We start from the raw sequence: 12925 nt of genomic DNA, 5'->3' as shown, positions 1-12925 counted from the left end.
CAGCTCATTCGCTGATTCGTGTCCGGGCCATCTCATGGCATGCTCATCACCTGCGAATTCTGTGGGGGGTCGTCATGCGCGGACAGTTCAGCCGAGCCCGCCGGGCTGCGGTCGTGATCATCACCGCGGCGCTCGCGCTGTCCGGCTGCGCGTCCGTGGTTGACGGGAGCCCTGAGCAGAACAAGGTCCCCAACGCCAACCTCAAGGTCTACGGCGACACGCACAGCGCGTTCGACACAGCTGCCAAGAACGCGCTCAGCGACGTCATGGCGTTCTGGAAGACGAACTATCCGAAGGTCTCCGGAGGAGCGGCACTGCCGCCACTCAAGGGCGGTCTCTACTCGGTCGACGGCGGCGAAGTGCTGCGTACCAAGACCGTCGCGGGCGAAGCCGGCAAGGAGGCCTGCATCCAGCACAGCCCGTCCTTCATCATCGACAACGCGGCGTTCTGCCTGCTCGACGACTCGATCGTCTGGGACCGCGACCCCGACCATCTCGTCGGCGTGCTGGTGAAGCGCTACGGCGACCTGCTGATGGCGCTGGTGTTCGCGCACGAGTTCGGGCACGCGATCCAGTACCGGCTCAAGGTCGACGCCGACAACAACCTGCCGACGATCAAGACCGAGTCCCAGGCCGACTGTGCGGCCGGCGCATTCATCGCCTCCGCCTTCAAGGGCAACGCACCGCACTTCCGCTCCACGCCTGCGCAGCTGGACGAGGCCTTGAACGGCTTCCTGCAGATCCGCGACTCCACACCCGAGTCGCCCGATGACATCTCGCACGGCAACGGCTTCGACCGGGTGTCGGCGATCGAGGACGGCATCCAGAAGGGTGTCACCTACTGCTACGACCCGTCCTACTTCAACCGGACCTTCACCGAGCGGCAGTTCGTCACCGACCAGGACTACGCCTCCGGCGGGAACGAGACCCTGGAGCAGGTGCTGAACCCGAACGACCCGACCAAGGACAGCAACGCCGGTGGCCTGCAGCCGGACCTGAACCGGTTCTGGAAGGCCGCGGCCGGCACGATCAACAAGGACTGGAAGGACGTCAAGATCGCCCAGGCCGACCACCCCAAGTGCGGCGCCGGCGCCAGTAGCGAGTTCGGCTACTGCCCGGAGGACAACACCGTCTACTACAGCAACGCGTTCGCCAAGAAGGCGTACTACAGCCTCACCGACCTCAAGATCGATCGCACCAACGGCAACGTGACGCTCGTCGACAACCAGCCCGCAGACTTCGCACTCGGCACCCTGTTCGCGATCGGCTGGGGGATGGCCGTGCGGCACCAGCTCTTCAACCGCTCGACGGATGACGCCTCGGCCCTGAACGCCGCGATCTGTTACACGGGCGCGTATGCCAAGGACATCAACGTCGCCGATCCCAACAAGCCCTTCTCCCTCTCCCCGCCCGACATGGACGAGGCCACCTCGGCGATGCTCAACCTGGTCGGCCTCGACCAGTCCTACGGTGCCCGGGGCACCACCGGCCTGCAGCGCGTCCAGTCGTTCGTCAAGGGGTACGGCGGCGGCCTGTCGGTCTGCTGACGATTCGCCCGCCGACCGGCTAGGTTCGACGTCATGCCCGACATCGATCCGTCCTTTCTGTCCTATCCGGCGCGGGAGCTGGCCGGCGCCGCGCTGCAGCGGGCCGCCGAACTCGGCGCCGAGCACGCCGACTTCCGGCTCGAGCGGATCCGGGTCGGCATCCTGCAGCTGCGCGACGGCACGCTGACCACGAGCTCGGACAGCGAGGACGTCGGCCTGTGCGTGCGGGTCGTGCACCAGGGCGCCTGGGGTTTCGCGAGCGGCATCACCCGCACCGCCGCGGCCGCCCGCACCCTGGCCGAACAGGCCGTCGCGACGGCGAAGATCAGCCGGCAGCTCAGCTCCGAGCCCGTCGTGCTCGCCCCCGAGCCGGTCTACCCGGACGTCACCTGGGTCTCGGCGTACGAGCAGAACCCGTTCGACGTGCCGGAGGGCGAGCGGGTCGGCCGGCTCAGCGAACTGTCCGCGCGGCTGATGTCCTCCGACGGTGTCGATCACGTCGATGCCAGCCTCATGCAGGTGCTGGAGAACAAGTTCTACGCCGACAGCGCCGGAACCATGACCACCCAGCAGCGGGTGCGCCTGCACCCGGAGTTCACCGCCGTCAACGTCGACCGCGCCGCCGGGCAGTTCTCCTCGATGCGCACCCTCGCTCCGCCGGCGGGCCGCGGTTGGGAGTACCTGACCGGCACCGGGTGGGACTTCGACGCCGAGATCGCCGAGCTGCCCGACGTGCTGCGCGAGCACGTCAAGGCCCCGAGCGTCGAGGCCGGCCACTACGACCTGGTCATCGACCCGTCCAACCTCTGGCTGACCATCCACGAGTCGATCGGGCACGCCACCGAACTGGACCGCGCGCTCGGTTACGAGGCGGCGTACGCGGGCACGTCGTTCGCGACGCTCGACAAGCTCGGCACGCTGCGGTACGGCAGCCCGGTCATGAACGTCACCGGCGACCGCACCGTCGAGCACGGACTGGGCACCGTCGGCTACGACGACGAAGGCGTCGCCACCCAGCAGTTCGACATCATCAAGGACGGCGTGCTCGTCGGCTACCAGTTGAACCGGCAGATGGCGCACGACAACGCCGACCGGCTCGCCGGCGCCGAGAGCCGGTCGAACGGCTGCGGTTACGCCGACTCCCCCGGGCACATCCCCTTGCAGCGCATGGCGAACGTGTCCATCTCGCCCGCTCCCGACGGCCCGTCCACACAGGAGCTGATCAGCCGGGTCGAGCGCGGCATCTACATCAAGGGCGACCGGTCCTGGTCGATCGACATGCAGCGCTTCAACTTCCAGTTCACCGGCCAGCAGTTCCACCGCATCGAGAACGGCAGGCTCGTCGGCCAACTGCGCGACGTCGCCTACCAGGCGACGACCACCGACTTCTGGGGCTCGATGGAGGCGGTCGGCGGACCGCAGACCTACGTGCTCGGCGGCGCGTTCAACTGCGGCAAGGGCCAGCCCGGCCAGGTCGCCTCGGTATCGCACGGCTGTCCGGCAGCACTGTTCCGCGACGTCAACGTGCTCAACACCAAGACCGAGGGCGGTCGCTGATGCAGATCCAGGAACTCATCGAGCAGGCCGTCGCCGCCTCCACCGCCGACGGCTGCATCGTCGTCGGCGACGAGAGCACCCAGGCCAACCTGCGCTGGGCAGGCAACAACCTGACCACCAACGGCCAGATGCACTCGCGCTCGCTGACCATCGTCTCGACGTTCGACGGGGCCGATGGCACCAGCGCCGGCGTGGTGACCCGCGCGGTGAGCACGGCGGACGAGGTGCTCGAGCTGGTGCGCGCGTCCGAGCAGGCCGGCCGTGGCGCCGGACCGTCCGACGACGCCGCGCCGATCGTGGCGAACTACCAGCACGGTGACGACTGGTCCGCCGAACCGGCTCGCACCGACATCGACGTCCTGGCCGACTTCGCCGGCGGGCTGGGTGCGGAGTTCGGTCGTTGGCGCGAGAACGACCGGTTGCTGTTCGGCTACGCCGAGCACACGATGTCCGCACAGTTCGTGGCGACGTCCACCGGCCTGCGCCGTCGCTTCGACCAGCCGAACGGGACGGTCTGGGTCAACGGCAAGTCGGCAGACTTCGCGCGATCGGGCTTCGTCGGCCAGCACACCACCGACTTCAGCGACGTCGACGTCGCCGCGATCGGGGCCGAGCTGGACCGGCGGCTGGACTGGGCGGCCAAGCGGATCGATCTGCCGGCCGGCCGCTACGAGACGATCATGCCGCCCAGCACCGTTGCCGACCTGATGGTCTACGCCTACTGGACGGCTTCGGCCCGCGACGCCGAGGAGGGCCGCAACGTCTACGCGGCGAGAAGCGACTCGGCCGGCTCGGACGGATCCGGCGGCACGCGGATCGGCGAGGCACTCTCGCCGCACCCGCTTCACCTGTACTCCGACCCGGGCTACCAGGGCCTGCAGTGCGCGCCGTTCGAGGTGATCACCGACACCCTCGGCGGGCTGCGCTCGGTGTTCGACAACGGCGCGCCCGTCCCGGCCGGGGACTGGATCAGCGACGGCAGGCTGCGCGACCTGATCCGCACCCGCGCCTGGGCGGCCAAGACCGGCGCCGAACCGCGCCCGTTCGCAGGCAACCTGATCCTGGAGAACAGCACGGACGGCGGGCCCACGGTGCAGGAGATGGTCGCGGCGACCGAGCGCGGGCTGCTGCTGACCTGCCTCTGGTACATCCGCGAGGTCGATCCGCAGACGCTGCTGCTGACCGGGCTGACCCGCGACGGCGTCTACCTGGTGGAGAACGGGGAGGTGGTGGGCGCGGTGAACAACTTCCGTTTCAACGAGTCACCGGTGGACCTGCTCTCGCGCGCCACCGAGGTCGGCCGCACCGAACGCGCGCTCTCGCGCGAGTGGGGCGAGTACCTCAGCCGCACCGCGATGCCGGCGCTGCGGATCCCGGACTTCAACATGTCGACCGTCAGTCAGGCGTCCTGACCGGCGCGATCACGTGATTGCGGACATGCTCGAACACCACCTCGGTCCGGACGCCCGAGACTTCCTTGCGCTTGGTCAATGAGTCCAGGACGAAGTCCTGCAACGCGTCCGTGCTCGGCACCGCGACGTGCACCAGCAGGTCCTCGAACCCGGTCGTGACGTAGACGTTCAGCGTCTCCGGCAGCGCGGCGACGAAGTCGCGGAAGCCGTGCATGATCGCCCGGCTCTGCGGGCGCAGCCGCACGGTGATCATCGCCTGGACCGGGCGGCCGAGCGCGACCAGGTCGACGCTGGCGTGCACGCCGTCGATCACGTTGCGGGCGCGCAGCGAGCGCACCCGCTCCAGCGTCGTGGACGGCGCAACGCCCAGCATCCGGGCCAGGTCGCGATTGCTGCGCCGACCATCTGCCTGCAGCGCCTGGACCAGTGCCGAATCAAGTTCGTCCATCGCTCCGCCCATCGCTGTATCACCGAATAGTGTTCGGCAACCTCCGCGTTCTACGCTACTTCCAGTTAGCTTTCTATCTCATGACCGAGCAACCCGCCCGTTTCGAGACCAAGATCGCCATCGTGGTGCGCGAGGATCTCGCGTCCTGGCAGAAGCTGAACATGACCGCGTTCCTGGCCGCTGCGATTGCCGCGGACGCGCCCGAGTCCATCGGCGAGCATTACGAGGACGCCGACGGCACCAAGTACCTGGCGACCTTCGGCCAGCCGGCCATGGTTTTCGCCGGCACCGGGGCCGAGTTGACCCGCACCCGCGAGCGCGCGCTCGCCCGCGGAGTCGTCCCGGCGATCTTCACCGAGGATTTGTTCGCGACCGGGAACGACGCCGACAATCGCGCCGCGGTGCGGGCGGTGCACGCCGCCGAACTGCACCTCACCGGGCTGGCGTTCCGCACCGCGCGGCGCGACGCCGACAAGATCACCAAAGGGCTGCGGCTACACGGCTGAGCGCGACGAGAACCCGCCGCAGACACTGAGGAAGCACGCGTTGGGCGGGCCCGATGTGACCATGAACGCAACGTTCTGGGTGGGTCTGATAGCGCTTTCAGCGGGTACGTTCCTGCCATCCCACGTGACACGCGGCGGCGAGTTCAGCGCTGCCGCGCAGTCGACGTTGACTGGCGAGGAGACACACGCATGACGGCAACCATCCCTGGTCTTGATTCGGCCCCCACCACGCACGCGAAGCTACTGACATTTGTCCGGGAGAGCGCGGAGTTGACCCAGCCGGACCGGATCGAGTGGGTGGACGGCTCGCCGCAGGAGTGGACGAGGATCACCGATCTGCTGGTCGCCAATGGGACGTTCCGCCGGCTCAACGAGCAGAAGAAGCCGAACTCGTTCTGGTGCGCCTCGGACCCCGCCGACGTCGCGCGGGTCGAGGACCGCACCTTCATCTGCAGCGCCGATCCGAAGGACGCCGGGCCCACCAACAACTGGATGGATCCCGCGGACATGAAGGCGATCCTCACCGAGCGGTTCCGCGGTTCGATGACCGGCCGCACCATGTACGTGCTGCCGTACTGCATGGGTCCGCTCGATGCCGACGAGCCTATGCTGGGCGTCGAGATCACCGACTCGCCGTACGTGGTCGCCTCGATGCACATCATGAGCCGCTGCGGAACGCGTGCCCTCGAACTGTTCACCGACGAGCGCACCTTCGTCCCCGGGCTGCACTCGGTGGGTGCGCCGCTGCAGCCCGGCGAGCAGGACGTGCCCTGGCCGTGCAACGAGACCAAGTACATCGTGCAGTTCCCCGAGGAGCGGGCGATCTGGTCGTACGGCTCGGGCTACGGCGGCAACGCGCTGCTCGGCAAGAAGTGCCACTCGCTTCGCATCGCCTCGGTCCAGGCTCGCGACGACGGCTGGATGGCCGAGCACATGCTCATCGCCAAGCTGATCTCGCCGGAGAACAAGAAGTACTACATCGCCGCCGCGTTCCCGTCCTCGTGCGGCAAGACGAACCTGGCGATGCTCGAGCCTGCGCTGCCGGGATGGCGGCTGGAGACGGTCGGTGACGACATCGCCTGGATCAGGATCGGACCGGACGGCCGGTTCTACGCGGTGAACCCGGAGAACGGCTTCTTCGGCGTCGCGCCGGGCACCGACTACCACACCAACCCGAACGCGATGCGCACGATCGACAAGGGCAACTCGATCTTCACCAACGTCGCGCTGACCGACGACGGCGACATCTGGTGGGAGGGCATGGGCGCCGAGCCGCCCGCGCATCTGACGTCGTGGAAGCAGCAGGACTGGACGCCGGAGAGCGAGGAGAAGGCCGCGCACCCGAACAGCCGCTACTGCACCCCGATCGAGCAGTGCCCGACCCGCGCGGCCGAGTACGACGACCCGCAGGGCGTGCCGCTCGACGCGATCTTCTTCGGTGGTCGGCGCAAGGACACCATCCCGCTGATCACCGAGGCGCGCGACTGGCAGCACGGCGTGTTCATGGGCGCCACGCTCTCGTCCGAGACCACCGCCGCCGCCACCGGCCAGGTGGGCGTGGTGCGGCGCGACCCGATGGCGATGCTGCCGTTCATCGGCTACAACGCCGGCGACTACCTGGCCCACTGGATCGAAATGGGCAAGGGCGCCGACGCGGGGAAGCTGCCGAAGATCTTCTACGTGAACTGGTTCCGTCGCGACGAGGACGGCAAGTTCCTGTGGCCGGGCTTCGGCGAGAACATCCGGGTGCTCAAGTGGGCGCTGGAGCGGATGGACGGCACCGCCGCCGCTGTCGACACCCCGATCGGCCGGGTGCCGGCGCCGGGCGCACTGGACATCGACGGCCTGGATGTGACCGCCGACGACCTCGCGAAGGCGCTCGCGGTGCACCCGCAGGAGTGGCGCGGCGAGATCGCCCAGATCGAGGAGTGGTTCGACAAGCTCGGTGACCGGCTGCCGTCCTCCCTGCACGACGAGCTCGAGGCGCTCAAGCAGCGGTTGGCCTGACCACCTGAGTACGCCCTGGGTCGCACCGGCGGGTGGGCCCAGGGCGTGCTCAGCTGTCTGCGCGGCACAGCAGGTGCGCGACCAGCGCCGTCCAGCCGGTCTGGTGCGACGCGCCGAGACCTTCGCCGGTGTCGCCGTGGAAGTACTCGTGAAAGCTCAGCTGCCCGCTCCACAGCGGATCGTCCGAGCTCTCGATCCGGGCGCCGTCGCACGGGCGCCGTCCGTCCGGGCCGCGGCGGAACAGGTCGATCAACCGCGCCTCGATCAGGTCGGCGGCCTGGCCGAGGTGCAGCGCCGTACCCGACCCGGTCGGCACGTCGAAGGTGGCACCGTCGCCGAGGTAGGCGTGATAGGTCCGCAGCGCGTCGGCGAGCAGCACGTTCACCGGGAACCAGATCGGACCGCGCCAGTTGGAGTTGCCGCCGAACAGGCCGGTCCGCGACTCGCCCGGCTCGTAGTCGATCGACATCGGACGGCCGTCCACCTCGGTGGTGAACGGCGTGCGGTAGGCCGCCGACAGCGAGCGGATGCCGTACCGGGACAAGAACTCGTCCTCGTCGAAGAGCCGGTCCAGTACGCGGCGCAGTCGGTCGACGTCCAGCACCGCGAGCAGTTGGTCGGCCGGCTCGTCGTGCTCGGCCGGGCGTGACAGCAGCCCGTCGAGCAGCTCCGGACGGCGCCGCTGCAGCCAGCGCAACCGCGCGGTGAAGTCCGGCAGCGCTTCGGCGGTCCATGCGGGCGCGTGGGCCGCTGCCAGCAGGGGTAGCAGCCCTACCATCGAGCGCACCTTCAACGGCTCGGCCTGGCCGCTCGCGTGCACCAGCACGTCGTAGCAGAAGCCGTCCGTCTCGTCCCACAGCCCGGTCCCCTGCGAGCCGAAGCGTCGCATGGCGTGCGCGATGTCCAGGAAGTGCCGCAGGAACTTGGTGGCGAGCTCGTCCCACGCGGGCACCGTCCCGGCGAGCTCGAGCGTGACCTTGAGCATGTTCAGGCAGAAGAACGCCATCCAGCTCGTCGCGTCGGACTCTTCCAGGTGGCAGCCGTCCGGCAGCGGTGCGGACCGGTCGAAGAGCCCGATGTTGTCCATGCCGAGGAAGCCGCCCTCGAACAGGTTGTTCCCCTCGCTGTCCTTGCGGTTGACCCACCAGCCGAAGTTGAGCAGCAGCTTGGTGACGATGCGGACGAGGAAGTCGCTGTCCCGGCGGCCGTCGATCAGATACACCTGCCAGGCCGCCCAGATGTGCACCGGCGGGTTCACGTCGCCGAATGCCCATTCGTACGCGGGCAACTGGCCGTCCGAGTGCATCGCCCATTCGCGGCACAGCAGCAGCAACTGTTCCTTGGCGAACGCCGGGTCGACGTGCGCGAGGGCGACGCACTGGAATGCCAGGTCCCAGGACGCGAACCAGGGGTACTCCCACTCGTCCGGCATCGACAGCACGTCGGCCAGCGCCAGGTGCTGCCAGGACGTGTTGCGTGCGCCGGGCTGCGAGCGCTGCGGCGGCGGCTCGGGCTGGCCCGGGTCGCCGGCCAGCCACTCCTCGACGCTGTATCGATACAGCTGCTTGCCCCACAGCAGTCCGGCGAAGGCACGGCGCGCGATCGCGCGGTCCTCCTCGTTCAGCCGCTCCGGCAGTGTCTCGGCGTAGAACTCGTCGGCCTCCTCGACCCGATCGGACAGCACCGCCGCGAACCCCGCACCGAAGCACTGCTCGTCGGGCGGTCCGGCCGACAGCCGCAGCCGCACGCGGACACTCGCTCCAGGCGCGATCGAGTCGAAGCGGTACCAGATGGCCGCCTTGGTACCGGCTCCGTCCGGATTCACCGCGTCCTGCTCGCCGTGGATCACCCGCCGATCGATGCCGTCCTTGGCGTACGCGGTCGGGTTGGCCGGCACGCCGTACAGCGAGACGAGGTCCGACTCGTTCTCGCACACCAGCACCTCGGCGTTGGTTTCGGCGGTGTCCTCGGCACTGAGGTGGTACCGGCCTAGGTAGTCGTGCCGGCACTCGAGCACGTGCATGCGCCCGGCAGGCAACCGGGGAGGATCGACGCGGCGCATGCTCGGCCGGCGCACGTCACGTCCCCACGCCCACGTGTTGCGGAACCACAACTGCGGCAACAGGTGCAGCGGCGCCGCGTCCGGCCCGTGGTTGGTCGCCTCGATGACGATCGCGATGTCGTCCGGCGCGGCCTTGGCGTAGCTGACCGTGACGTCGAAGAACCGGTTCTCGGCGAGCACCCCGGTGTCGGCCAGCTCGTACTCGCGGTCCTCGCGGTTGCGCCGGGCGTTCTCGGCCCGCAGTTGCGCGTACGGGTACTCGGCCTGCGGGTACCGGTACCGCCAGCGCATCCACGAATGGGTGGGCGTGCCGTCGAGCGCCCACCAGTGTTCCTTCACGTCCTCACCGTGGTTGCCCTCGGCGTTGGTGAGGCCGAACAGCCGTTCCTTCAGGACCGGGTCCTTGCCGTTCCACAGCGCGACGGAGAAGTTGAGGAAACCGTAACGATCACAGATGCCACCGAGTCCGTCCTCGCCCCACCGGTAGGCGCGCCGGTGCGCGTGCTCGAAGGGGAAGTACGCCCACGCGTCGCCGTCGGGCGAGTAGTCCTCGCGGACGGTGCCCCACTGCCGGCCGGACAGGTACGGCCCCCACAGCCGCCACGGGCTGGCCGGGTCGGGCGACTCGGCCAGCCGGGTGTGCTCTGCGCTGCGGTGCGCACGCTCCTCGGCGACGGCGTGGCGGCTCACCGCCCCTACCCTGCCACGCCGCGGGCCGATCGGTCAGGCGAGTCTGCGTGCCGCCGCGTCGATCATCGCCCGGGTGATCGCATCGTGCAGCAGCCGCACGGGCACGAAGTAGACCCGGCCGCGCCAGCCCTTGAGCGTGACCGCGGTCGTCACCGTCACCCGCTCGGGCTCGACGCGAACGCCGGCCACGAAGTGCAGGTGTACGTCGTCGGTGTCGATGATCGCCTCGCCGTCCTGCACGTGGTCGACCGCCAGCATCGACCGCTCGCCAGGTGGGATGCCAAGGACGCGTACCAGCGCCTCCCGTACCCCGTACAACGCCTTGGCCCACACCGGTACCGAGCGGACGTCGAAGATCGCGCGGGCCCAGGTGAGGCTGTCGGCCGGCGCGGCCGCCGGCACGGTGACGATGGTTGCCGTGGCCCAGTCCGACCGCGGCATGAGCTCCAGCGCAGCTGACATCGCACATCCTCCATACGTCGGCGTACGGACAACCATACGCTAGAGTACGGAGACGTGGAACGCGCGCGCCTCAGCAGGGCGACCTGGGTCGAGGCGGCCTTCGACGTGCTGATGACGACCGGCCCCGACGCGGTCGCCGTCCAGCCGCTCGCCCGCCGCCTGGGCACGACGAAGGGCTCGTTCTACTGGCACTTCCACACGCGCGACGAACTGCTCGCCGCCGCCCTCGTGATGTGGGAGGAGCAGGTGACCGACTCGATGATCGCCCGTCTCGAAGCGGCCGGCGGTCCCGCGGCGGACCAGGTACAGCAACTGTTCGCGGCGGTCACCACGTCGGCCCGGCCGGGCGAGCTGCGGCTGCTCGGCGCCGCCGGACAGCAGGCCGCCGGACAGCAGGCCGGGCAGCAGGCCGTCGCCGCCGCGGTGCAACGGGTCACCCTGCGCCGGATCGCCTATGTCGCGCGGTTGCTGCGCGCAACCGGCCTCGGTGCGGCCGCTGCCGAGCGGCGGGCGCGACTCGCGTACGCCGCGTACCTCGGCTACGTCCAGCTCACCCAGTCGGTCCCGGCGGCGCTACCGCAGACCCCGCGCGCGCGCCGCGCGCTCGTGGCCGAGCTGACCGCGGCACTGGTCGGCGACACCTCGCCGTGAGGTGGTACGACGTCAGTCCGCGCGCGCGTCGTGGATCTTCTTGTCCACGCGCAGCGCGGTGAGCTCGGCGCTGTGCCGGCGGCGCACCTGCAGCGCGATCTCGATCAGTACCGCGAGGGCGAGCGCGACGATGAACCCCGCCAGCGTCGCGCCGCGAAAGCCCGGCGCCTGATCGTCGAGAGTGCGCTGCCCGGCGTGCGCGCCAGAGCCCGAACCCCACGCGATGCCCAGCGTCATCAGGTTCGGCAGCGCGAGCACGATCGCCGCCAGCACGATCCAACCCTTGCCGCGCCAGCCGAGCTGCCGGTAGATCGCCTGCCGCGCCACCAGGATCGGGACGAGCGTGCACAGCACGCCGTACACGAGCCCCCAGAAGATGCCCCACCGGAACGTGCCGCCGACCTGGTCGCCGACCCGGTGCGACCACCACCGGGGCAGGAACGAGGTCGCCACGAAGTAGCCGATGACCAGCAGCACGATGACGCCGGCAGCGATGACCGCGCGGCGCTTCCACACCGAACGTGTCTGCGGCTGCTCCGGCGTGCTCACAGCTCACAGCATGACAGGGTGGGCGAGGGCTGCGGTGTAATGGCGCGATGCTCACCCGGTACCCCGAGATCGAGCCGTACGCGAGCGGGCTGCTCGACGTCGGCGACGGCAACCACGTCTATTGGGAGGCCAGCGGCAACCCGGCCGGAAAGCCCGCCCTGGCGTTGCACGGTGGCCCTGGCGGAGGTACGACCCCGGGGCGGCGCCGCTCGTTCGACCCGCAGCGCTACCACTTCGTCCAGTTCGACCAGCGCGGCTGCGGGCGCAGCACGCCGTCGGTCAGCAACCCGGCCACGACGCTGGCGGCGAACACCACCGCGCACCTGATCGCCGACATCGAGGCGCTGCGCGAGCACCTGGGCATCGACCGCTGGCTGGTCTGGGGCGGCTCGTGGGGCTGCACGCTCGCCCTCGCGTACGCGCAGCGGTTCCCGCACCGGGTCAGCGAACTCGTGCTGGTCTCGGTGACGATGACCCGCCCCGCCGACGTCCACTGGCTCTACCACGAGGCCGGCCGGTTCTTCCCGGACGAGTGGGACCGGTTCCGCGCCGGCGTGCCGGCCGACCAGCGCGACGGCAACCTGATCCACGCCTACGACCGGCTGCTGAACGCGCAGCCGGACGAGGACGTCCGGGCCAGGGCGGCGCTGGACTGGTGCGCGTGGGAGGACGCCGTGGTCTCGCTCGAGGACGGCTGGGCGCCCAACCCGCGGTACGCGGACCCGGCGTTCCGGATGACGTTCGCCCGGCTCTGCGCGCACTACTTCGCCAACGCCGCCTGGCTGGACGAGGGCGAGCTGTTGGCGAACGCGCACCGCCTGGCCGGCATCCCGGGCGTGCTGATCCACGGCCGGCTCGATCTCGGCGGGCCGCCCGACGTGCCCTGGCTGCTCGCGCGGGCCTGGCCGGACGCCGAGCTGTACCTCGTCGGCACCGGCCACGCCGGAGGTGCGGAGATGACCGAGCAGATGATGCGCGCCCTGAACCGCTTCGCAACCACCTGAGCCGGAATCGGCTTGCGCGCGGCGCGTAAC

General features: G+C 69.6%; 11 protein-coding genes. 7 read left to right on the top strand and 4 right to left on the bottom strand.

The window, feature by feature from the left end; all coding sequences use genetic code 11:
* Positions 1-74: 74 nt before the first annotated feature.
* The 3 genes from M6B22_RS12460 to M6B22_RS12450 are packed head-to-tail and all read left to right on the top strand — an operon-like array spanning position 75 to position 4516.
* Entirely contained in the window at positions 75-1547 is a 1473-nt protein-coding gene (locus M6B22_RS12460) for a neutral zinc metallopeptidase (protein ID WP_269441873.1), read from the top strand.
* Between the two features lie 33 nt (positions 1548-1580).
* Positions 1581-3104 carry a TldD/PmbA family protein gene (locus tag M6B22_RS12455; RefSeq protein ID WP_269441872.1) on the top strand — a complete coding sequence of 508 codons (1524 nt, stop codon included), beginning with the start codon at positions 1581-1583 and terminating at the stop codon, positions 3102-3104.
* Complete coding sequence (locus M6B22_RS12450) at positions 3104-4516, top strand: metallopeptidase TldD-related protein (protein ID WP_269441871.1); 1413 nt, start codon at positions 3104-3106, stop codon at positions 4514-4516. Before M6B22_RS12455 ends, M6B22_RS12450 begins: the two co-directional genes overlap by 1 nt.
* Here the strand turns inward: M6B22_RS12450 and M6B22_RS12445 are convergent.
* Positions 4500-4964: an Lrp/AsnC family transcriptional regulator gene (locus tag M6B22_RS12445; RefSeq protein ID WP_269441870.1), complete on the bottom strand. Its 465-nt coding sequence runs from the start codon at positions 4962-4964 to the stop codon at positions 4500-4502. The genes M6B22_RS12450 and M6B22_RS12445 overlap by 17 nt on opposite strands.
* Positions 4965-5044: 80 nt before the next feature.
* On the opposite strand from M6B22_RS12445, the gene M6B22_RS12440 reads away from it, so the two are divergent.
* Positions 5045-5470, top strand: coding sequence for a DUF2000 family protein (locus M6B22_RS12440; protein WP_269441869.1), 426 nt, complete (start codon positions 5045-5047; stop codon positions 5468-5470).
* Between the two features lie 189 nt (positions 5471-5659).
* Positions 5660-7477, top strand: coding sequence for a phosphoenolpyruvate carboxykinase (GTP) (locus M6B22_RS12435; RefSeq protein WP_269441868.1), 1818 nt, complete (start codon positions 5660-5662; stop codon positions 7475-7477).
* 49 nt (positions 7478-7526) lie between these two features.
* Here the strand turns inward: M6B22_RS12435 and M6B22_RS12430 are convergent, their stop codons facing one another.
* A complete protein-coding gene (locus tag M6B22_RS12430) occupies positions 7527-10229 on the bottom strand; it encodes an MGH1-like glycoside hydrolase domain-containing protein (protein WP_269441867.1) in 2703 nt (900 codons plus the stop codon).
* A 33-nt stretch (positions 10230-10262) separates the two neighbouring features.
* A complete protein-coding gene (locus M6B22_RS12425; protein ID WP_269441866.1) occupies positions 10263-10691 on the bottom strand; it encodes a DUF2867 domain-containing protein in 429 nt (142 codons plus the stop codon).
* Positions 10692-10745: 54 nt separating this feature from the next.
* Here M6B22_RS12425 and M6B22_RS12420 point away from each other — a divergent pair, with 54 nt between their 5' ends.
* Entirely contained in the window at positions 10746-11342 is a 597-nt protein-coding gene (locus M6B22_RS12420; protein WP_269441865.1) for a TetR/AcrR family transcriptional regulator, read from the top strand.
* A 12-nt stretch (positions 11343-11354) separates the two neighbouring features.
* On the opposite strand, the gene M6B22_RS12415 is transcribed toward M6B22_RS12420, so the two are convergent.
* On the bottom strand, positions 11355-11891 hold the full coding sequence (locus tag M6B22_RS12415; protein ID WP_269441864.1) for a hypothetical protein: 537 nt from the start codon (positions 11889-11891) through the stop codon (positions 11355-11357).
* Positions 11892-11938: 47 nt separating this feature from the next.
* Here M6B22_RS12415 and pip point away from each other — a divergent pair, with 47 nt between their 5' ends.
* Positions 11939-12895 (top strand): prolyl aminopeptidase, encoded by a 957-nt coding sequence (pip, locus tag M6B22_RS12410; RefSeq protein ID WP_269441863.1) that lies wholly within the window; start codon positions 11939-11941, stop codon positions 12893-12895.
* Positions 12896-12925: the final 30 nt, after the last annotated feature.

It is taken from the genome of Jatrophihabitans cynanchi, assembly GCF_027247405.1.
In the GTDB taxonomy this organism is placed as follows: domain Bacteria; phylum Actinomycetota; class Actinomycetes; order Mycobacteriales; family Jatrophihabitantaceae; genus Jatrophihabitans_B; species Jatrophihabitans_B cynanchi.
The sequence above is the reverse complement of the archived record's forward strand: the minus strand, read 5'-3'. Positions and strand labels throughout refer to the sequence as shown.